We start from the raw sequence: 20,045 nt of genomic DNA, 5'->3' as shown, positions 1-20,045 counted from the left end.
GGGTCCTCGCAACACCTGATGGCCTATGTGGTTGTCAGTAGATCACGCAGGCGCTCGGCTGGGGTTGCCCAGCCGAGCGTTTTGCGTGGTCGGCCGTTGAGTTGCTGGGCGACGTGTTCGAGGTCTTGGGCGCTGTGCGCCGACAGGTCGGTGCCCTTGGGGAAGTACTGGCGCAGCAGGCCGTTGGTGTTCTCGTTGGAGCCGCGTTGCCAGGGTGAGTGCGGGTCGCAGAAGTAGACCGGCACGCCGGTGGCGACGGTGAACTGCTGGTGCGCGGCCATCTCGCAGCCTTGGTCCCAGGTCAGCGAGCCGCGTAGGTGTGCGGGCAGGGTGGCGATCAGGGGCACCAGCACGTCGCGGACCTCCTCGGCGGTGTGGCCGCCGGGCAGATGACCGAGCAGGACGTAGCGGGTGGAGCGCTCGACCAGGGTGACGATCGCGGTCTCGCTGCGGGGGCCGACGATCAGGTCGCCTTCCCAGTGACCGGGCACCGCCCGGTCCTCGACCTCGGCCGGCCGATCGGAGATCATCACCATCTCGTCGACGAACCGGCGGGTGCGCTGATCTGCACTGCGGTGGGGTTTGCGGCGGGTGCGCCCGGTGCGCAGCGCGTCCGCGACCTCGCGGCGCAGCCCGCCACGGGCCTGGACGTAGATCGCCTGGTAGATCGTTTCCGGACTCACCCGCATGCTCTGTTCGTCGGGGAACTCGATGACCAGAGCGTGACAGATCTGCTCGGGTGACCACCGCTCGGCCAGCCCATGGGCGACGAACTCGCGCAACCGGCCCGCCTGGGCGAGCTTGGAGACCTTGGGCCGCGGCCGGCTCTTGGCCCATGCCCGCTGGGCCCGATGCGGCTGATAGACGCCCTCGACGGAACGGGCGTCGATCTCGCGTTTGACGGTGGAGGCCGGCCGGCCCAGTGCCCGCCCGATCGCGCGCAGCGACCGGCCCTCACGACGCAGGTCAGCGATCAACTCCCGCTCGGCCACGGTGAGGAAGCGGGGGTGCAACCTGGCCTCGACTGCCGCGACAGACGGCTCTGTCGCGGCGGCAACGGTAGTGATCATGCCCGTTGTGTAGTCGATCCTGCGCCCGTTGGGATGCAGGCGCGCGTGGCCGATCTGCCGGATCCCGCGATCCCAGTCCTGGGCAGTACGCTCATGCACCCCGACCTGCGCCGCGGCCTCCCGCCGCCGCACCCCGGCCGCGCGCAGCCGGTCATACTCCGCCCGCCCCGGATGCCCGCTCGTGCCCGTCTTCCCACGACCACGCACCCGGCCTTCCGCGCCCACCCATACGCCGTGGCAGGGTTGGCCCCGACCGCCCGAGCAGCACCCGAGATGCTCCCGTTCTCCCGGTCCAGCGCCTCCAAGAACCTCGCCCTCAACCCCTCAAAACCCACGATCCCCGCAACTCCCTGAAGCTCAGGGTGTTGCGGGGATCGCTAGAACCCGCCCGATCGGATGCGGGGCCTTTGCTTTGCCGTACGAGCTCTGGCCTAGCGGTTGGTGCCGCTGGTGACCCTGTAGACGTCGTAGACGCCGTCGATGGAACGGACGGCCTTGAGGACGTGGCCCAGGTGCTTGGGGTCGCCCATCTCGAAGGTGAAGCGGCTGACGGCCACCCGGTCCCGGGTGGTGGTGACGGACGCCGACAGGATGTTGACGTGCTGGTCGGAGAGCACGCGCGTCACGTCGGACAGGAGCCGGGGTCGGTCCAGCGCCTCGACCTGGATGGCCACCAGGAAGACCGAGTCCTCGCCCGGCGACCACTTGACGTCGATGAGGCGGTCGGGCTGCTCCTTGAGCTGGGCCACGTTGACGCAGTCGGCGCGGTGCACGGAGACGCCGTGGCCGCGGGTGACGAAGCCGACGATGTCGTCGCCGGGTACGGGCGTACAGCAGCGGGACAGGCGTACCCACACGTCGGGGTCGCCCGCCACCACCACGCCGGGGTCGCCGGTCGTACGGGTGCGCTTGCGCTTGGTCGGGAGCGCGATCTCGGCGAGGTCCTCCTCGGCGCTCTCCACGCCGCCCAGGGCCTCGACCAGGCGCTGAACGACGGTCTGCGCGGAGACCTGGCTCTCGCCGACTGCGGCGTAGAGCGAGGACACGTCCGGGTAGCGCATGTCGCGGGCGAGCGCGAGGAGCGCCTCGCCGGACATCATGCGCTGCAGCGGCATGTTCTGCTTGCGCATGGCACGGGCGATGGCGTCCTTGCCGGACTCGATCGCGGTGTCGCGCCGTTCCTTGGAGAACCAGTGCTTGATCTTGTTGCGGGCGCGGGCGCTCTTGACGAAGCCGAGCCAGTCGCGGCTGGGGCCCGCGTCGGGCGACTTGGAGGTGAAGACCTCGACGGCGTCGCCATTGTCCAGGGTGGATTCCAGCGGCACCAGGCGGCCGTTGACGCGGGCGCCGATACAGCGGTGACCCACCTCGGTATGGATGGCGTACGCGAAGTCGACCGGAGTGGCGCCTTGGGGCAGCGCCATGACGTCGCCCTTGGGCGTGAAGACGAAGACCTCCGAGACCGAGAGGTCGAAGCGCAGGCTCTCCAGGAACTCGGCCGGGTCTGCCGTCTCCTTCTGCCAGTCCAGGAGCTGGCGGAGCCACTGCATGTCGGCGGCCTTGCGGCCCGCGACGGTCTCTTCCTTGTACTTCCAGTGCGCGGCGACGCCGTACTCGGCGCGGCGGTGCATGCCCCAGGTGCGGATCTGCAGCTCGACCGGCTTGCCCTCCGGCCCGATGACCGTGGTGTGGAGGGACTGGTACATGTTGAACTTCGGCATCGCGATGTAGTCCTTGAACCGGCCGGGGACCGGATTCCATCGCGCGTGGATCGAGCCGAGCGCCGCGTAGCAGTCGCGGACGCTGTCGACCAGGACCCGGATGCCGACCAGGTCGTAGATGTCGTCGAAGCTGACGTCCCGGGCGATCATCTTCTGGTAGATCGAGTAGTAGTGCTTCGGGCGGCCGGTGACGGTCGCCTTGATCCGCGCCTCACGCAGGTCCGTCGAGACGTTCTCGATCACGTCCTGCAGGAACACGTCGCGGCGCGGCGCGCGCTCGGACACCAGGCGGGCGATCTCGTCGAAGCGCTTGGGATAGAGCGTGGCGAACGAGAGGTCCTCCAGCTCCCACTTCAGGGTGTTCATGCCCAGGCGGTGCGCGAGGGGCGCGAAGACCTCGAGGGTCTCGCGGGCCTTCTTCTCCTGCTTGTGGCGGGGCATGTAGCGCAGCGTGCGCATGTTGTGGAGCCGGTCGGCGAGCTTGATCACCAGGACCCGGATGTCGCGGGCCATGGCGACGACCATCTTGCGGACGGTCTCGGCCTCGGCGGCCTCGCCGTACTTGACCTTGTCGAGCTTGGTGACGCCGTCCACCAGGGCGGCGATCTCGTCGCCGAAGTCCGAGCGCAGCTCGTCGATGGTGTACGGGGTGTCCTCGACGGTGTCGTGCAGCAGCGCGCCGCAGAGCGTCTCGGTGTTCATGCCGAGCTCGGCGAGGATGGTGGCGACCGCGAGCGGATGGGTGATGTAGGGATCGCCGCTCTTGCGCTTCTGGTCGCGGTGGTAGTGCGCGGCGACGTCGTACGCGCGCTCGATCAGCCGCAGGTCCGCCTTCGGATGCGTGTTGCGGACCGTCTTGATCAGTGGTTCGAGTACCGGGTTCATAGTGGGGCCGCGCTGGGCGCCCAACCTGGCGAGCCTTCGGCGCACCCGGGCGGCAGACGGTGGGATCGTGGCCGGCGTGGGCCTGGACGGATGGGACGGGGGTTCGGCTGCGGGGACGGCTGCCTGTCGCTCGGCCGCGGGTCGCTCGGCGGCGGATCGCTCGGCTGGAGCCCGGTCGGTGGCGGGCCGCTCGACTCCCGGCTGCTCGGTGGCGGGCTGTCCGGTGGCGGGCCGCTCGGCGCGTGGGGACGGCGGTGCGTCAGGTCGTACGGCACCCTCGCTCGTGGCAGGGGCTTCCGCGGCGGGCTTGCGGGCCTCGGTCCTCGCACCGTCGTCGCCCTGGCCTGCCTTGGTGACCGCGTCGTTCACCGCGTCGGTCGATACCACCTCACCTGGCACCCAGCCTCCCCTGTCATGTGGGCGCCCGCTCCCTCTCCGCCCCGCGGGAAGCGCCCGTTCCCCCGGACCGCGATGCCGTCAGTGTATCCGGCACCTATTTCGTGCTAGACCGTAACCAACGAGTGGACGTCCAGATTCCCCAGTTTGTCCCGTCCATGCAGGAACGACAGCTCCATCAGGACCGACAGCCCGACCACCTCGCCGCCGCCGCGGCTCACCAGGTCGGCGGCCGCCCGGGCGGTTCCCCCGGTGGCCAGCACGTCGTCGACGATCAGCACCCGTTCCCCGGGCCCGAACGCGTCGACGTGCATCTCGATCGTTTCGGTCCCGTACTCGAGATCATAGGTCGCCTGGAGCGTCTCCGACGGCAGCTTGCCCTTTTTCCGTACCGGAACGAATCCGGCGCCGAAGTGGTAGGCGATCGGCGCGGCCAGGATGAACCCGCGCGCCTCGATGCCGACGATCTTGTCGACGGTACCGCGGCCGTAGTGGTTGACGACCGCGTCCACGACGCCGGCGAAGGCCACGTGGTCGGCCAGCAGCGGGGTGATGTCCTTGAACAGCACGCCCGGCTTCGGGTAGTCGGGCACGTCGCGGATCCGGTCCTGGATCAGCCGGTCGAGGTCCATGGTCGCTCTCTCCTGGTCACGGGGCCGTAAGCCCGGTCATGCGACGGCCGTGCCCACTCCCGCGCTTGGGGGGTGGGCACGGCCGTTGATCGCTGTGCTTTCGCTACTGGGCGAGTACTACTTGCCGCGGCGCTGCTGCCTGGTGCCCTTCTTGGGCTGCTGGCGCTGCCCCGTCTGGACGACCTTGCGCACGGTCACCGAGGCTGGGGCGTCGTCCTCGGGAACGTCGTCCACCTCGTCGTCGCCCGCGGCCTCCGTGGCCTTGGTGACCTTGGCCGCCTTGGCCTGGCGCTTGCCGCTGCTCTCGCGGCGGGCGATGTTCTCCCGCAGCTGGCGGTACTTCGGCTCGCGCTCCTTCAGCTGGACCAGCAGCGGCGTCGCCACGCAGATCGAGGAGTACGTACCGACGATCATGCCGACGAACAGCGCGAGCGACAGGTCCTTCAGCGTGCCCGCGCCGAACAGCGTGGTGCCGATGAACAGGATCGCCGCGACCGGGAGGATCGCCACCAGGGAGGTGTTCAGCGAGCGCACCAGCGTGCTGCTGAGGGCCTGGTTGGCCGCCTGACTGTAGGTGATCTTGGAGGAGGAGTTGAGCGGTCTGGTGACCTCCTTGATCATGTCGAAGACCACGACCGCGTCGTACAGCGAATAACCCAGGATCGTCAGGAAGCCCAGCAGGGTCGCGGGTGTGACCTCGAATCCCGACCAGGCGTAGATGCCCGCCGTGATCACCAGGTCGTGCACCAGCGCGACCACCGCCGCGAGCGCCATCCGCCATTCGAACGCCACCGACAGGTAGGCGATGATCAAGATCATGAAGACGATGAGCGCCTGCCACGCCTTCTTGGAGATCTCACCGCCCCAGGACGCGCCGACCACCTGCGTGGTGATCTGGTTGGCGGGGACGTTGAGGTCCTTGGAGACGCTCTGCTTGACCTTGGCGACCTCGGTCGAGGTGAGGCTCTCGGTGGTCACCCGCCAGTTGTCGCCCGCCTTCTGGACGGTCGGGTCGCCGTGCACCCCGCCGTCGGTGACGGCCGTGCGGACATCGGTGATCGAGGAGCCCTTCGGCGCGGGGATGGTGAAGACCGACCCGCCCTTGAACTCCACACCGAAGTTGAGGCCCTGCACGAGCAGCCCGACGAGCGAGAAGACGATCAGGAGCCCGGAGATCGAGTACCAAATCTTCGGCCGCCCGACGATGTCGGCGCTGAGCTCGCCGCGGTAGAACCTGCTGAGAACCGAGCTCTTGGCCATCATGCCTCCTGGCTCTTGGTCCGGGCGGCGGGCGGCGTCGGTCCGCTACGGCGGAGCCGGTTCCGGTCGAGGCCGGAGAACTTGTGGCCTCTGCCGAAGAACTCGGTCCGCGACAGCAGCGCCACCAGCGGCTTGGTGAAGAAGAACACCACCACGACGTCGATCAGGGTCGTGAGGCCCATCGCGAACGCGAAGCCCCGCACCCCGCCGACCGCCAGGAAGTAGAGCACCAGGGCGGCGATGAAGGTGACCGCGTCGGCCACCAGGATCGTGCGCCGCGCCCGCTTCCAGGCGTTCTCCACCGATGGTCTCAGTGTTCGCCCGGCTCTCAGTTCGTCGCGCAATCGTTCGAAGTAGACAATGAACGAGTCCGCGGTGATACCGATCGAGACGATCAGACCGATGATGTGCGGGAGCGTGAGCCTGAAGCCCATCCCCTCGCCGAGGATCACCACCGACAGGTAGGTGGTGGCGCCGGCGACGACGAGGCTGCCGACCGCCACCAGGCCGAGGCCCTGGTAGTAGAGCAGGCAGTAGATCACGACCAGGCCGAGGCCGATCGCGCCCGCGATGAGGCCACCGTGCAACTGGTCGGCGCCCAGCGTCGAGGAGACCTCGTCGATGGAGCTCTGCTGGAACTCCAGCGGGAGCGCGCCGAACTTCAGCACGTTCGCCAGGTTGTCGGCGTAGGACTGGGTGAAGCTGTCGGCCGGGCCGTCGATGCTCGCGGTGCCGCCGGTGATGGCGCCCTCGCGGATCTGCGGCGCCGAGACGACCTGCCCGTCCAGGATGATCGCCACCTGCGCCTGCGGGGCGCTCGGGTTGGCCTGGTAGGCCTTGTAGGCGTCGGAGGTGACGTCGCCGAACTGCTTGGTGCCCTGGCCCTTGAACTTCAGGCTGACCGACCAGCTCTGCCGGCCGTTCTGCGGGTCAGGCGGCAGCGCGTTCGCGCCCGAGACCTGCGTGCCCTCGACCCGGACCGGCCCGAGGATGTACTTGGTGACCTGGCCGTTCTCGGCCTTCTGGTCACACGCCGCGACCCACTTCAACGCCGGGTTGTTGGAGCCCGGCACCGTCGGGCCGCCGTTCGGCGAGCAGACCAGCGACTGGTACTGCTTGATCACGGCCTGGTCGTCGATGCCGCTGAAGTCCTGCCCGGCGGCGTTCGGGTCCGGCGGCACCGTCGGCGTGGTCGTCGGCTGACCGCTCGGCGTGGCCGAGGGCGACGGCTTGCCCGAACCGCTCGGCGTGGGCGTCGGCGCCGCGAGGGCCCCCGACACCGCACGGCCGCGCGGGGTCGAGGTGTCCGACGGCTTCACGCCCGCCTTGGGCGAGCCCGACGGCGACGCCGACGGGCTCGGGCTGCCCGAGGTCGAGGCCGTGGGCGTCCCCGACGGCAGCGGCTGCCCGTTCGGCGTGCTGGCCCCCGACGCGTACACCTGCCGGAACTGCAGCTTGGCGGTCTTGCCGATGGTGTCGACCACCTGCTGCTGGCCGGCACCGCCGATGCTCACGATGATGTTGTTGGTGCCCTGCTTGGACACCTCGGCGTCCGCCACACCCAGGCCGTTGACCCGCTGGTTGATGATCTTTACGGCCTGGTCCATCTGGGCGGTGGGCGGCGTCTTGCCGGCCTCCGTCTTGGCCGTGAGCGTGACCGTCGTGCCACCGGCGAGGTCGAGCCCCAGCTTGGGCGTGATCTGCCCCTGCAAGAGCATGATCACCGTGAGGATGCCCAAGACCGCGAAGAACCCGAGGAGCGTACGCCCGGGCTTGGGAACGTTGCTGCTAGGCGAAGCCACTGGTCGTCTTATCCCGTCTTATGTCGTTGCCGGAGCGTCAGGCGGAGGGCTTCTCCGAAGAGGCCTTCGCCTTGGCCGGGGTCTCGACGACCTCGTCCTCCGCGTCGTCGGCAACGCTCGTGGAGTCGCCCGTGTCGGCCTTGGCGGATGCCTTGGCGTCCTTGGCGTCGTCCTTCGACAGGTCGATCGACCCCTCGCCGGACTCGGCCTCGGTCTCCTCAAGGTCGTCGTCGTCCTCGAGCTCGTCCTCGACCTCGTCGTCCTTGACGACGTTCATGACGGCCTGCTTGACGAACCGAGCCTCGACACCCGGAGCGATCTCCAGCACGAGCCCGTCGTCGTCGCTGGAGACCACGGTGGCGTACATGCCACTGGTGGTCATCACGCGCGCGCCGGGCTCGATGGCGCTCTGCATCTGCTGCTGCTCCTTGCGGCGCCGGCTCTGAGGCCTGATCAGCAAGAAGTAGAAAACCAGGGGTATGGCGAGCAGGAGCAGGAGGTTGAAGGCACCACCGCCGCCGCCCGACGCCGCAATAATCTTGTCGCTGCCCATTACTGGGGCATCCTTCCGATGTGGTTTGCCCAGCCAATTGCCACAATGGCCTCGCTCTAGGGCCCGTCGGCTGGAGACGGTGACCAAGTCCCGGAGTCTAGAGAGTACGCGAGAACCCGGCAACGACGTGACGAGCGACGGCGCCGGGAAGTTCCCAACCCGTTACTCCACGCCTGCCCTACCGTGACCGGTTTCCCCTGACACTACCTCTCCTCGTCCGCTCCATCGTCGATCTCGAAGAGGGCGGCCATGGGAGACGAGGGTGGCGGGGTGAGGCCGAGATGGGCCCATGCCGCGGGGGTCGCGATGCGCCCCCGGGGCGTGCGGGCCAGCAGCCCCTGCCTGACCAGGAAGGGCTCGGCCACGACCTCGACGGTCTCGGGCTCCTCCCCCACCGAGACGGCAAGGGTCGAAAGGCCGACCGGCCCGCCGCCGAACTTGCGCATGAGGGAGGCCAGCACGGCCCTGTCCAGGCGGTCCAGGCCCCGTTCGTCGACCTCGTAGAGGGTGAGGGCCGAACGGGCCAGGTCCTTGGTGATCACGCCGTCCGCCCGCACCTCGGCGTAGTCGCGGACGCGGCGCAGCAGGCGGTTGGCGATGCGCGGGGTGCCGCGGGAACGGCCCGCGACCTCGGCGGCGCCGTCCGGCGCGATCTCCACGTCCAGCAGGCCCGCGGACCGCTTGACGATCACCTCGAGCTCGCCCGGGTCGTAGAAGTCCATGTGGGCCACGAAGCCGAAACGATCACGCAACGGTCCCGGCAGCATGCCCGCGCGGGTGGTCGCGCCGACCAGGGTGAACGGGGCGATGTCCAGCGGGATCGCGGTCGCGCCCGGGCCCTTGCCCACGACGACGTCGACCCGGAAGTCCTCCATCGCCATGTAGAGCATCTCTTCGGCCGGGCGGGCCATCCGGTGGATCTCGTCGAGGAAGAGGACCTCGCCCTCGGAGAGCGTCGACAGGATCGCCGCCAGGTCCCCGGCCCGTTCGATCGCCGGGCCCGAGGAGATCCGCAGCGGCGCGCCCAGCTCAGCCGCGATGATCATGGCGAGTGTCGTCTTGCCCAGGCCAGGCCCTCCCGACAGGAGGACATGATCGGGGGTCCGGCCGCGCCGTAGGGCGCTGTGCAACACCAGGGACAGCTGCTCACGGACGCGATGCTGGCCGATGAAATCGTCCAGCTTCTTGGGCCGGAGCGCGGCCTCGATGACCTGCTCCTCCGGCCCGTCGGCGTCGGAGGAGACCAGGCGTTCCTCGTACTCGCTCATACGCGCCGCACAGCCTCTTGTTCGCTCACTTACTCAGTTTCTTCAGGGCGGCCTTCAGGAGGACGGGGATCGGCGGGGTCTCCTCGCCATCCAGCTCCGCGGCTACCAGATCGACGGCGGCGTCGGCGTCCTTGGCCGTCCAGCCGAGATTGATCAGACCGGCCTGGACCTGGTCGCGCCACGCGGCCGCCCTGGGGGTCTGGCGGACCTCGACGCCGCCGATCGGCGAGCCCAGGCGGTCCTTCAGCTCCAGAACGATGCGCTGGGCGCCCTTCTTGCCGATGCCGGGGACCTTGGTGAGCGCGGTCACGTCCTCGGTGGTCACGGCCATGCGCAGCGCGTTCGGCGTGTGAACGGCCAGCATCGCCAGGGCCAGCCGGGGGCCGACGCCGCTGGCGGTCTGGAGGAGCTCGAAGACCCCGCGCTCGTCGTCGTCGGCGAAACCGAAGAGGGTGAGCGAGTCCTCGCGTACGACCAGGGAGGTGGGGACCTGCGCCTGCTCGCCGACCCGCAGCCCGGCGAGCGTGGCGGGGGTGCACTGGACGGCGTAGCCCACTCCCCCGACGTCCACCACGGCACCGTCGGGTCCCGCGGCGGCCACCCTGCCGCTGACGAACGCGATCAAATCCGGGTCCTTCCGTTCGGGCGTGCGGCGTTCAGGCGCGCGGCGGCCAGCCGGGACTGGGCGCCGCCGCGCCAGACGTGACAGATGGCCAGCGCCAGCGCGTCGGCCGCGTCGGCGGGCTTGGGCGCGGCGTCCAGCCGGAGCAGCCGCGTCACCATCGCGGTGACCTGGGCCTTGTCGGCCCGGCCGTTCCCGGTGATCGCGGCCTTGGCCTCGCTGGGGGTGTGCATCGCGACCGGCAGGCCGCGCCGGGCGGCGGCCACCATGGCGATGCCGGCGGCCTGGGCGGTGCCCATCACGGTGCTGACGTTGTGCTGTGCGAAGACCCGCTCCACCGCGACGGCGTCGGGCTTCAGCTCGTCCATGATCGCGTTGATGCCCTCCTCGATGCCGAGGAGGCGGAGCGCGATGTCGTCGTCGGGGCTGGTGCGGATCACGCCGACGGAGACCAGGCTGAGCGGCCTGCCGGGAGCGCCCTCGACGACCCCGACGCCGCACCTGGTGAGCCCCGGGTCGATCCCCAGCACCCGCACGGCCCACCCCTTCGATCATCTGTTCGGCAACCGACACGCTATCGGACCAGGATGGCATCGTCCCGCATGGGCGCGCGCGGGGTCAGAAGTAGTCGTGCATGAACGGAGCGGCCTCGAAAGCAGCGCCCAGCAGGGCCTGGTCGCCGCCGGAGATCATGCCGCTGCGGCGCAGGGCGGCGACCCGGACGCCTGCGTAGAGCGCCGACAGGCCCTGGATGCCCATCCGTACGGCCGCAGGATCGTCGCCGGCGCGCTCCAGCGCGCCCCGCCCGTCCTTGATCACCAACCGCCACGAGCCGCTGTTGGCGGGCAACTGAGCGTCCACGACGTGCAGCGGGACCTCGGCGCTCACCCCCGCCGGGTAGCCGCGCCGCTCGAACGCCGCCGGGGCGTCCACCACCCGCAGCATCCACTGGTTGCGCTGGAACCGATCCGAGTAGCGCTCGGCGAGCGACCACAGGACGGGATCGTAGGGATCCACGTAGGCGCTGACGGTCTCGACGACCGAGGAGCCCGAGCCGACGATCGCCCAGAGCGCGCGCGAGGTGCGCTCGGAGCCCGCGACCACCCGGTCGACGTCCAGCGAGGCGCCGTCGGCGCTCCAGCGGTAGGAGAGGAAGCCGTCCTCGGCCAGGTAGCAGTAGATGCGTTCGTCGGCCAGCTTGAGCCGCCAGGAGGCGGCCCCCGCGTCGACCGGGCCATGGTCCAGAGCGCCCTGGTAGACGTCGCGGAGCACCCGCACGATCTCCTCCGCGTCGTCCGGCCCCACCCTGCGGACCGGCACCGGCTCGGCGGAGAGCGTACGCAGCGCCTCGGCGGGGAGCGTGATCCGGTGCTGGGCGCCCGCGTGCTCCCAGCCCAGGCTGCGGTAGATGCGCGTCGTGGCCGGATAGAGCGCCGACACCACGTCGCCTCGCTCGGCCGCCAGGTGCAGGATCGCGGTGACGATCTCCCGGCCGGCGCCGCGGCCTCGATCCTCGGGCGCGACCGTGACGCCCGAGACCCCGCCCATGGAGACCTCGCGCCCGTGCCACCACTGGCCGAACGCCAGCACCCGGGCCGTCGCGACCAGCCGGTCGCCCTCGAATCCGCCCAGCTGGCGCCCGGCGTCCACGGCCGTCCGCGCGAACGCCAGCCACGACGCCCGATCCCGTTCGGGCACGTACCCGAAGGCCCGGGTGCGAGCGTCCAGAACGGCGTCGAGGTCGTCAACGGTCAGCGCGCGGATCTCCATGGGCCCGACCGTACGGCATGGCAGAGACGGCGGACGCCGCCGTCCCCTCGGGGGCGGCGGCGTCCGTCAATGATCTGCTCGGCTACGCGTCGATCTTCTCCATGACCTCGTCGGACACGTCGAAGTTGGCGTAGACCTCCTGGACGTCGTCGGAGTCCTCCAGCGCGTCCAGCAGGCGGAACACCTTGCGGGCGTTGTCCTCGTCCAGCGGCACCGACATGGTCGGCAGGAACTTGCTCTCCGCCGACTCGTAGTCGATCCCGGCCTCCTGCAGCGCGGTGCGGACCGCGACCAGGTCGCCGGCCTCGGAGACGACCTCGAAGCTGTCCCCGATGTCGTTCACCTCCTCGGCGCCGGCCTCCAGGACCGCCATCATGACGTCGTCCTCGGTCGTACCGGCCTTGGCCACGATCACGACGCCCTTGCGGTTGAACATGTACGACACCGAACCGGGGTCGGCCAGCGAGCCGCCGTTGCGGGTCAGGCCGACGCGGACCTCGGAGGCCGCGCGGTTGCGGTTGTCGGTCAGGCACTCGATCAGTACGGCGACGCCACCGGGCGCGTAGCCCTCGTACATGATGGTCTGCCAGTCGGCGCCGCCGGCCTCCTCACCGGCGCCGCGCTTGCGCGCGCGCTCGATGTTGTCGTTCGGGACCGAGCTCTTCTTCGCCTTGAAGATCGCGTCGTACAGCGTCGGGTTGGCCTCGGGGTCGCCCCCGCCGGTCCGCGCCGCCACCTCGATGTTCTTGATCAGCTTGGCGAAGAGCTTGCCTCGCTTGGCGTCGAGGGCCGCCTTCTTGTGCTTGGTGGTCGCCCATTTGGAATGGCCGGACATCTGTCAATCCTCCTGCTCCATCGCCCGGCGCACCAGATCGGCGAAGTAGTGGTGCACACGGTGGTCGCCCGTCAGTTCCGGATGGAAGGCGGTCGCCATGAGGCGGCCTTGACGGACGGCGACGATCCTACCGGCGTTCGTGCCGGTCTCGGCGCGACCGAGCACCCGCACGTCGTCTCCGACCCTCTCCACCCAGGGTGCCCGGATGAAAACGGCGTGGTACGGCGCGTCGTCGTCCATGCCGTCCAGCCGCACGTCGGACTCGAACGAGTCGACCTGGCGGCCGAAGGCGTTGCGGCGCACCGTCATGTCGATGCCGCCGATGGTCTCCTGGCCCTCCATGCCGTCCTGGATCCGGTCCGCCAGCATGATCATGCCGGCGCAGGAGCCGTAGGCGGGCATGCCCGCCTCGATCCGCTTGCGCAGCGGGTCGAGGAGGTCGAACGCGCGGGCGAGCTTCCACATCGTGGTGGACTCGCCGCCGGGGATGACCAGGGCGTCGACGCGTTCCAGCTCCTCGGGGCGGCGCACCGCAAGGGTCCGCGCCCCGGCCTCCTCGAGGGCGAGCACGTGCTCGCGCACGTCGCCCTGGAGAGCCAGCACACCGATCTCGGGCACAGCAGTCACGAATGAAACCCTTCCGGGGAGTCTGCACGGGGAACATCCGTTACAACGCCCCGACGCCCGCCGATCTTCCCATATCAGGGGGTGTGGCCGGGTATCGGCGAGGGCTTCAGCAGAGCTTGAAGCGGCGCAGCGGCAACTCCATCGGCAGGAAGCCGTCCTCGCCGCGCTCGGCGATCTTGCGCCCGAACATGCACGAGGCGGCCAGCGCCAGCCCGAACTCCTCGGTGTCGAACGGCAGCGGAACGTCGGGCGTGCCGCCGTCGATGCCCTTCCAGAACGGCTCCTCGGCGGGCAGCCGGGTGCCCTGGTCGACCACCACGCCGTCCTCGGCCGTCACGAAGACGTCCCGGAGCAGGGCGCCCGCCTCGTACCAGCGGAACCAGCAGCCGGAGATCACGCTGTGCAGGACCAGCACGCCGCAGGACGCGCCGGGCAGCGCCGCCGCCGCGGTGTCGGCGATCCGGCGGGCGTCGTCGTCCAGGCAGAACAGCCGCCGGTCGCACAGCAGCAGGGCCTTGTCATAGACCCCGACGAACAGTTCGTCCTCGTACGGCCAGAGCGCGAAGTCCAGAACCGTGTCGCCGGTCTCCACCAGGGTCGCCGCTGGATACAGCCCGTGGGCCAGGCTCGCCGCCGCCTCCGGATCGGGCTTCAGACCCGGTTGGAACACCTCGGCAGGTTCCCCGACGCTCGCGCAGGCGAGCGCGACCGACCAACCCATGTTCGTCCCCTCCCGCGGTCGAGCCGCCGCATCGACCGCGCGGTAAGCGTAATCCTTACCTGCCACCGCTGTGGAGGGGCGGCGAAAAGTAACCGCCCGGTCACCGGACCGGGCGGTTACCTCTGATCGAACGGCGTGTCGCTTCCGAATCCTGTGCGGTATCCGGGCGGACTGGTGGGCCTTACCCGTGGGCCTTAAGGGCCTACCAGCCGCGGTGGGCGAACTTCTGGTCCTCGCCGAGCGAGGCGACGTTGATGCCGACCATCGCGTCGCCGAGCCCGCGCGAGACCTTGGCGATCACGTCGGGGTCGTCGTGGAAGGTGGTGGCCTTCACGATGGCCTCGGCGCGCTGGGACGGGTTGCCGGACTTGAAGATCCCCGAGCCGACGAACACGCCCTCGGCGCCCAGCTGCATCATCATCGCGGCGTCGGCCGGGGTGGCGATGCCGCCGGCGGTGAACAGCACGACCGGCAGCTTGCCGGCCTGCGCCACCTCCTTGACCAGCTCGTACGGGGCCTGGAGCTCCTTGGCGGCCACGTACAGCTCGTCCTCGGGCAGGCCCTGCAGCTTGCGGATCTCGCCGCGGATCTTGCGCATGTGGGTGGTGGCGTTGGAGACGTCGCCGGTGCCGGCCTCACCCTTGGAGCGGATCATGGCCGCTCCCTCGGTGATGCGGCGCAGGGCCTCGCCCAGGTTGGTGGCACCGCACACGAACGGCACGGTGAAGGCCCACTTGTCGATGTGGTTCTCGTAGTCGGCCGGGGTCAGCACCTCGGACTCGTCGATGTAGTCGACGCCGAGCGCCTGGATCACCTGAGCCTCGACGAAGTGCCCGATGCGCGCCTTGGCCATGACCGGGATCGAGACGGCGTTGATGATGCCGTCGATCATGTCCGGGTCGCTCATCCGGGAGATGCCGCCCTCGGCGCGGATGTCGGCGGGGACGCGCTCCAGGGCCATGACGGCCACGGCGCCGGCGTCCTCGGCGATCTTCGCCTGCTCGGGCGTGACGACGTCCATGATCACGCCGCCCTTGAGCATCTCCGCCATGCCGCGCTTCACCCGGGCGGTGCCGGTCGCGGGAGTGGTGTTCTCAGGGACGGAACTTGCAGCGGACACGGGCATTCCTCACATGAACGGACGACGGATATGTCTCCATGATATTGCCTGCTCCCGCCGCATCTCGACCCGGCACAGTGTCAGGACACGCAGGGGGCCTCTTACGGCATGTAGGGCTTGCCCTCGTTGACCAGCACGACCCAGACCTGGCCGGGCGGGAAGTTCAGCGGCTTGCCGTCGGGGGTGGTGTAGGTCGTGCCCTTGTCCTCCGAGGGCCGCGACCACTGGGCGTCGAAGGCCTTGCCGTCGCGCAGGACGGTGGCCTTGCCCGTTCCGACGGACTTGATCAGCGGGGTGTAGGCGCCGAGCACGTCCTTGAACTGCGACCGGGTCGTCTTGACCTGCTGGACGACGACGGTCTTGCCGCCCAGCTGCCCGCCCTCGCGGGCCATGTCCGGCCGTCCGTTGAACGAGGTGAGCCAGCGGTTCTGCTTGGCCGACCAGGAGAAGCCCATCGTGGTGGCGGGCCACTTGGCGGTGAAGTTCTTGATCGGCTTGCCGCCGTCGGGCGCCGGCCCGAACGTGAAGCCGATGTCGCGCGGCCCGGTCGCCTTCGGCGCCTGCTTGAGCAGGTCCTTGGGGTTGGCGAACAGGTTGTAGGGGATCGGGTGCTCGCCGTAGCGGTAGTACGCCGAACCGCCGTTGTCCTGGGAGATGTCGAAGACCGGCGCCCGGCGGATGTACTTCTTCATCGCGGGCTGGACGCCCGAGAACGCGAAGGCGGGCTTGCCGAACTGCGGGAGGATGTGCAGGTCGGAGATGCGCGCGCTGCGGACCGCGCCGACCCGCTTGGGGAGCTTGGACGAGAAGATCGCCATCAGCCGGGTCTCGCCGCCCTCGACCTGCTCGACGTAGACGATGTCGGCGTCCTTGACGCCCGCCTGGGGCATCGAGGAGCGGGTGTTCTCGACCTTGACCGCGAGGACGGGGTTCTTCAGGCCGGTCTTGCCGCCGTTGAACGGATGGGTGGTGGGCGCGGGCGTCTCGCTGGCCGGCGGCGCCTCTGGACTCGACGGCGTGGCGGTCTTGTGCTTGTCCGAGCTCGAGCACGCGGCCAGCGCGCCGCCGAGCGCGACGACCCCCAGCACCGCCGCCGCCCGACCCTGGACGGTCCCGTTCCATGCGGTTCGCACCATTCACCCTTTCTGCCGGTGACCCGCCAGAGGTTACAGGGAGTGGCTTACAGCTTGGGTGGATCGTCGTCTATCTCGAAAAAGCCCGGTACGGGAGCCCGTCCTGCCAGGGGCAACACGCGGATGAGAAACTTCCGGCGGGCGATCCGGGCCGCTGACACAGCGTCGTTGTAGAAGCGCCGCGCGTAGGCGACCTTGGCCGCGGCGGCCCCGAGCTCCTCCAGAACGGCCTGGCCGTTGCCCCTGGCCTCCAGGGTCACGGCGAAGTCGGGCTGGTCGACCACCGCGCGCAAGGCCCGCGACAGGTCACTCTCGGCGAACTCGCGATTGTCGGAGTCGGCGGTCCGCGCCTCATGCGCCGCCGTGGCCAGTACGAGGCTGGTCGCCGGGTCGAGCAGATGCGAGGCGGCCAGCTCCAGGGCGACCGCGGCCCGCCGGACGAGGGCGGCGTCCAGCGCCGCCCTCGCCGTCTCGACGCGCACGTGCAGCCGGTCCAGCCGGGTCGCACGCCAGGAGACGTAGACGCCGATCAGGAAGACGACGGCGACCCAGAAGAGCACGTCGATGATCCAGTCGGGGAACACCGCTCAGCTCCTCATCAAGCCAGGGCGCCGGACTCGACGACCCCGCCGCTGCCGAGCGCGACCGTCTCGTACACCCGCAGGACGTCCCTGGCCACCGAGGACCAGTCGTAGGCGCGCACGGCGGCCCGTGCCTCCGCCGACAGGTGCTTGCGCCGGGCCGGATCGTCCAGCAGCTCCCCCGCCGCCGCGGCGAGGGCCTCGGGTTCTCCCACGGGGAAGAGCGCACCCGCCCTGCCGCCGAGCAGCACCCGGTCGAACGCCTCGATGTCGCTGGCCAGGATCGGCGCGCCCGCCGACATCGCCTCGGCGAGCACGATGCCGAAGCTCTCGCCGCCGAGGTTGGGCGCCACGAAGACGTCCACCGAGTGGTAGGCGCGGATCTTGTCCTCCTCGCTCACCATGCCGAGCAGCACGACCCGGTCGCGCAGCTCGTGCGAGACCTTGGCGATCGCGTCGTCGGCGTCGCCGGGACCGGCGACCAGCAGCCGCAGGCCCGGCCGCTGGCGGCCGAGGATCTCGAACGCCTTGAGCAGCACCTGCAGCCCCTTGCGCGGCTCGTCCATCCGCCCGAGGAAGCCCAGCGTCCCGCCCCCGGAACGGCTCTGGTCGCCATCGGCGTTGCCCGAGGGGGGACGACCCCCCACACCCCCCGGCGGGGCGGGGAGAGGGCTTCGCCGGTGGTCGCCCTCGAGGCGCCCCGGCCAGCCCGGCAGCGGCTCGGCCATCGCGTAGCGCTCGGTCGCCACCCCGTTCGGGATCAGCACGGCGTCGCCGCCCAGGTGGGCGACCAGGGTCTTGCGGGCGGCCTCGGACACCGCGATCCGGCCGGTGATCTTCTCCAGGGCGCTCTGCAGAATCGGCGCGGTCACCGAGACCACGCGCGACTTCTCGTACGAGGCGTGGAAGGTGCCGACGATCGGGCCGTCGGCCGCCCAGCAGGCCAGCAGCCCGAGCGACGGCGCGGCGGGCTCGTGCACGTGCAGCACGTCGAACTCGCCCTCGTTGATCCAGCGCCGGACGCGGCCCGCCGACAGGAAGCCGAACGCCAGCCGCGCCACCGAGCCGTTGTAGGGAACCGGGACGGCCCGGCCGGCCGACACCACGTACGGCGGCAGCGGGGCGTCGTCGTCGGCGGGCGTCATCACCGACACGTGGTGGCCGAAGCCGATCAGCGCCTCGGCCAGGTCGCGGATGTGCTGCTGCACACCGCCGGGGACGTTCCAGGTGTACGGGCAGACGATCCCGACCTTCACCGGCCGGCCCCCGCCAAGTCCTCCACCCACACCTTCTGGAGCATGTGCCAGTCCTCCGGATGCGCGGCGATGCCCTCCTGGAAGGCGCGCGCGAGCTCCTGGGTCATGACCTGGATCTTCTCCTGTCTGCCGCCCTCGTCCGGTACCGGGATCTCGTCGTGGACCCGTGCTCCCCAGTATTCGCCCTCGTACCAAAGGGTCACCGGGAAAAGCGCCGCACCGGTCTGAACGCAGAGCGCCGCGGAGACGGCCGGCATGCGGGCGGTCCGCCCGAAGAACTCGACGTCGATGCCGCTCTCGGTCAGGTCGCGGTCGACGACCAGGCAGACCGGCCTGCCGGAACGCAGCCGCTGGGCCATCCGCCCGAACGCCGAGGCGCCCTTGTGCGGGAGCACCTCCATGCCCAGGCCCTCGCGGAACTCCACGAACCGGTCGAACAGCGACTCGGGCTTCAGCCGTTCGGCGACGGTGGTGAACGGGTAGCCGCTGTGCACCAGCCACGCGCCCGCCTGCTCGTAGTTGCCCATGTGGGGCAGCGCCAGCACCGCGCCGCGACCCGAGTCGAGGGTGCCGAAGAGCTTCTCGTGGCCGGTGACCCGCATCTTGCCGACGATGCGGTCCTTGTCGTACTCCGGCAGCCGGAAGACCTCCAGCCAGTAACGGAAGTACGAGCGCATGACCTTCTTGCTCAGGAGGCGGACCTCGTCGTCGACGGCGTCCTTGCCCAGCACCCGGCACAGGTTCTTCTCCAGCTGCTTCACCCGCCCGCCGTGCTGCTGCCAGGTGCGGTCGGCCAGGGCGTTGAACGCCAGCCGCGCGGTGCGTTCGGGCATCTTGCGGACCACGGTCCAGCCCATCGCGTACGCGGCGTCCATGACCTCGTCCTGCAAGGGCAGGTTCATGTGCGCGACTCCGCGGATGACTCCTCGGTCCGGGGGGACTCCTGTGACCCTTGCGACTCGGTCTTCGGCTTCTGTTCCGCCTGCGCCTGCTTGTAGACCGTGCCGAGCCGCTGGCCGACCGTGATCGTGCTGAGCACGGCGAGCACCACGAGCCCGGCGGCCAGCACGTAGGGGACGCCGAGGCCGTCGAGGCCGGTCGCCACGAGCACGAGGATGGTGCGCTCGGCGCGTTCGGCGATGCCGACGTTGCAGGTGTAGCCGAGGCTCTCGGCGCGGGCCTTGGCATAGGAGGTCACGACGCCGGCGACCATGCAGTAGAGCGCCAGCGCGGCGAGCGTGTCCCGGTCGCCCTCGCGGTAGAGGCCGATCATCAGGCCGGAGAAGATCGCGGCGTCGGCGATCCGGTCCATGGTCGAGTCGAGGAACGCGCCGAACTTGGAGATCTTGCCGGTGACCCGGGCGACCGCGCCGTCGAGCATGTCGAACAGCACGAACGCGGTGATGACCATCGTGCCCCAGAAGTACTCCTGGTGCGGGAACCAGCCGATCGCGCCGGCGACCACGCCGACCGTGCCGATGATCGTGACGGCGTTGGGCGTGATCCCGGTCCGCGCGACCGCCTTCCCGATGGGGGTGAGGACACGCCCCAGCGCGGGCCGTACTTTGTTGAGCATCGCCGTCCGTTCTCAGATTTTCTTTGGGGGCGCCCGCCGACCGAGCGCAGCCATCGTAGTGCGCCAGGTGCTCAAAGGTGGCGGAGGCAGGGCGTAGATCCCGGTACGGGTGGAAAGAGATGACGGGTAGTTGAAGCTCACCCCTTGAGATCCTGGCCGTCACGGGAAATGGTGATGACACGGGTGTGACGCCGGTCACGCCATGGCGCCGCACTCG

Annotated in this window: 19 protein-coding genes; all 19 read right to left on the bottom strand. The window is 69.9% G+C overall.

The annotated features are described in order from the left end of the window. Positions 1 to 23 precede the first annotated feature (23 nt). Positions 24 to 1,202 carry an IS30 family transposase gene (locus J4573_RS37150; protein ID WP_208260881.1) on the bottom strand — a complete coding sequence of 393 codons (1,179 nt, stop codon included), beginning with the start codon at positions 1,200 to 1,202 and terminating at the stop codon, positions 24 to 26. A 299-nt stretch (positions 1,203 to 1,501) separates the two neighbouring features. After that, positions 1,502 to 3,676, bottom strand: coding sequence for a RelA/SpoT family protein (locus tag J4573_RS37145; RefSeq protein WP_208260880.1), 2,175 nt, complete (start codon positions 3,674 to 3,676; stop codon positions 1,502 to 1,504). A gap of 503 nt (positions 3,677 to 4,179) precedes the next feature. Beyond that, the gene (locus tag J4573_RS37140; RefSeq protein ID WP_208260784.1) at positions 4,180 to 4,704 is read right to left on the bottom strand and encodes an adenine phosphoribosyltransferase; all 525 of its coding nucleotides are present in this window, start codon (positions 4,702 to 4,704) and stop codon (positions 4,180 to 4,182) included. Positions 4,705 to 4,821: 117 nt separating this feature from the next. Further along, the gene (secF, locus tag J4573_RS37135) at positions 4,822 to 5,964 is read right to left on the bottom strand and encodes a protein translocase subunit SecF (protein WP_208260783.1); all 1,143 of its coding nucleotides are present in this window, start codon (positions 5,962 to 5,964) and stop codon (positions 4,822 to 4,824) included. Further along, positions 5,964 to 7,766: a protein translocase subunit SecD gene (gene secD / locus J4573_RS37130; protein WP_307797201.1), complete on the bottom strand. Its 1,803-nt coding sequence runs from the start codon at positions 7,764 to 7,766 to the stop codon at positions 5,964 to 5,966. The genes secF and secD overlap by 1 nt, the downstream gene beginning before the upstream one ends. A 37-nt stretch (positions 7,767 to 7,803) precedes the next feature. Beyond that, positions 7,804 to 8,319: a preprotein translocase subunit YajC gene (gene yajC / locus J4573_RS37125; protein ID WP_208260782.1), complete on the bottom strand. Its 516-nt coding sequence runs from the start codon at positions 8,317 to 8,319 to the stop codon at positions 7,804 to 7,806. Positions 8,320 to 8,522: 203 nt separating this feature from the next. Then, positions 8,523 to 9,587, bottom strand: coding sequence for a Holliday junction branch migration DNA helicase RuvB (gene ruvB, locus J4573_RS37120; RefSeq protein ID WP_208260781.1), 1,065 nt, complete (start codon positions 9,585 to 9,587; stop codon positions 8,523 to 8,525). Between the two features lie 25 nt (positions 9,588 to 9,612). Beyond that, positions 9,613 to 10,212 carry a Holliday junction branch migration protein RuvA gene (ruvA, locus tag J4573_RS37115; RefSeq protein WP_208260780.1) on the bottom strand — a complete coding sequence of 200 codons (600 nt, stop codon included), beginning with the start codon at positions 10,210 to 10,212 and terminating at the stop codon, positions 9,613 to 9,615. Beyond that, positions 10,209 to 10,745: a crossover junction endodeoxyribonuclease RuvC gene (gene ruvC / locus J4573_RS37110; RefSeq protein WP_208260779.1), complete on the bottom strand. Its 537-nt coding sequence runs from the start codon at positions 10,743 to 10,745 to the stop codon at positions 10,209 to 10,211. Before ruvC ends, ruvA begins: the two co-directional genes overlap by 4 nt. 82 nt (positions 10,746 to 10,827) lie before the next feature. Beyond that, on the bottom strand, positions 10,828 to 11,979 hold the full coding sequence (locus J4573_RS37105; RefSeq protein ID WP_208260778.1) for a GNAT family N-acetyltransferase: 1,152 nt from the start codon (positions 11,977 to 11,979) through the stop codon (positions 10,828 to 10,830). A gap of 82 nt (positions 11,980 to 12,061) precedes the next feature. After that, a complete protein-coding gene (locus J4573_RS37100; RefSeq protein WP_208260777.1) occupies positions 12,062 to 12,814 on the bottom strand; it encodes a YebC/PmpR family DNA-binding transcriptional regulator in 753 nt (250 codons plus the stop codon). Between the two features lie 3 nt (positions 12,815 to 12,817). Further along, on the bottom strand, positions 12,818 to 13,441 hold the full coding sequence (gene pdxT, locus J4573_RS37095) for a pyridoxal 5'-phosphate synthase glutaminase subunit PdxT (protein ID WP_307797200.1): 624 nt from the start codon (positions 13,439 to 13,441) through the stop codon (positions 12,818 to 12,820). 106 nt (positions 13,442 to 13,547) lie between these two features. After that, complete coding sequence (locus tag J4573_RS37090; protein ID WP_208260776.1) at positions 13,548 to 14,162, bottom strand: DUF6928 family protein; 615 nt, start codon at positions 14,160 to 14,162, stop codon at positions 13,548 to 13,550. Between the two features lie 202 nt (positions 14,163 to 14,364). Continuing rightward, a complete protein-coding gene (pdxS, locus tag J4573_RS37085; RefSeq protein WP_208260775.1) occupies positions 14,365 to 15,288 on the bottom strand; it encodes a pyridoxal 5'-phosphate synthase lyase subunit PdxS in 924 nt (307 codons plus the stop codon). A gap of 95 nt (positions 15,289 to 15,383) precedes the next feature. After that, positions 15,384 to 16,418, bottom strand: a complete 1,035-nt coding sequence (locus J4573_RS37080; protein ID WP_208260774.1) for a DUF3048 domain-containing protein — start codon at positions 16,416 to 16,418, stop codon at positions 15,384 to 15,386. A gap of 44 nt (positions 16,419 to 16,462) precedes the next feature. Then, positions 16,463 to 16,999: a hypothetical protein gene (locus J4573_RS37075; protein WP_208260773.1), complete on the bottom strand. Its 537-nt coding sequence runs from the start codon at positions 16,997 to 16,999 to the stop codon at positions 16,463 to 16,465. 14 nt (positions 17,000 to 17,013) lie between these two features. Then, positions 17,014 to 18,252: a glycosyltransferase family 4 protein gene (locus J4573_RS37070; protein ID WP_208260772.1), complete on the bottom strand. Its 1,239-nt coding sequence runs from the start codon at positions 18,250 to 18,252 to the stop codon at positions 17,014 to 17,016. Then, entirely contained in the window at positions 18,249 to 19,154 is a 906-nt protein-coding gene (locus J4573_RS37065; protein ID WP_208260771.1) for a phosphatidylinositol mannoside acyltransferase, read from the bottom strand. The genes J4573_RS37070 and J4573_RS37065 overlap by 4 nt, the downstream gene beginning before the upstream one ends. Continuing rightward, complete coding sequence (gene pgsA / locus J4573_RS37060; protein WP_208260770.1) at positions 19,151 to 19,828, bottom strand: phosphatidylinositol phosphate synthase; 678 nt, start codon at positions 19,826 to 19,828, stop codon at positions 19,151 to 19,153. The genes J4573_RS37065 and pgsA overlap by 4 nt, the downstream gene beginning before the upstream one ends. Positions 19,829 to 20,045: the final 217 nt, after the last annotated feature.

The sequence above is a fragment of the Actinomadura barringtoniae genome (assembly GCF_017573505.1).
GTDB lineage: Bacteria > Actinomycetota > Actinomycetes > Streptosporangiales > Streptosporangiaceae > Spirillospora > Spirillospora barringtoniae.
This window is presented reverse-complemented; position numbering and strand designations above follow the sequence as displayed.

Excerpts from the sequence above, each read along its gene's own strand:
- J4573_RS37145 (WP_208260880.1), bottom strand. The coding sequence starts at position 3,676 with ATGAACCCGGTACTCGAACCACTGATCAAGACGGTCCGCAACACGCAT.
- J4573_RS37140 (WP_208260784.1), bottom strand. The coding sequence starts at position 4,704 with ATGGACCTCGACCGGCTGATCCAGGACCGGATCCGCGACGTGCCCGAC.
- secF (WP_208260783.1), bottom strand. The coding sequence starts at position 5,964 with ATGGCCAAGAGCTCGGTTCTCAGCAGGTTCTACCGCGGCGAGCTCAGC.
- yajC (WP_208260782.1), bottom strand. The coding sequence starts at position 8,319 with ATGGGCAGCGACAAGATTATTGCGGCGTCGGGCGGCGGCGGTGGTGCC.
- ruvB (WP_208260781.1), bottom strand. The coding sequence starts at position 9,587 with ATGAGCGAGTACGAGGAACGCCTGGTCTCCTCCGACGCCGACGGGCCG.
- J4573_RS37105 (WP_208260778.1), bottom strand. The coding sequence starts at position 11,979 with ATGGAGATCCGCGCGCTGACCGTTGACGACCTCGACGCCGTTCTGGAC.
- J4573_RS37100 (WP_208260777.1), bottom strand. The coding sequence starts at position 12,814 with ATGTCCGGCCATTCCAAATGGGCGACCACCAAGCACAAGAAGGCGGCC.
- J4573_RS37090 (WP_208260776.1), bottom strand. The coding sequence starts at position 14,162 with ATGGGTTGGTCGGTCGCGCTCGCCTGCGCGAGCGTCGGGGAACCTGCC.
- pdxS (WP_208260775.1), bottom strand. The coding sequence starts at position 15,288 with ATGCCCGTGTCCGCTGCAAGTTCCGTCCCTGAGAACACCACTCCCGCG.
- J4573_RS37080 (WP_208260774.1), bottom strand. The coding sequence starts at position 16,418 with ATGGTGCGAACCGCATGGAACGGGACCGTCCAGGGTCGGGCGGCGGCG.
- J4573_RS37065 (WP_208260771.1), bottom strand. The coding sequence starts at position 19,154 with ATGAACCTGCCCTTGCAGGACGAGGTCATGGACGCCGCGTACGCGATG.
- pgsA (WP_208260770.1), bottom strand. The coding sequence starts at position 19,828 with ATGCTCAACAAAGTACGGCCCGCGCTGGGGCGTGTCCTCACCCCCATC.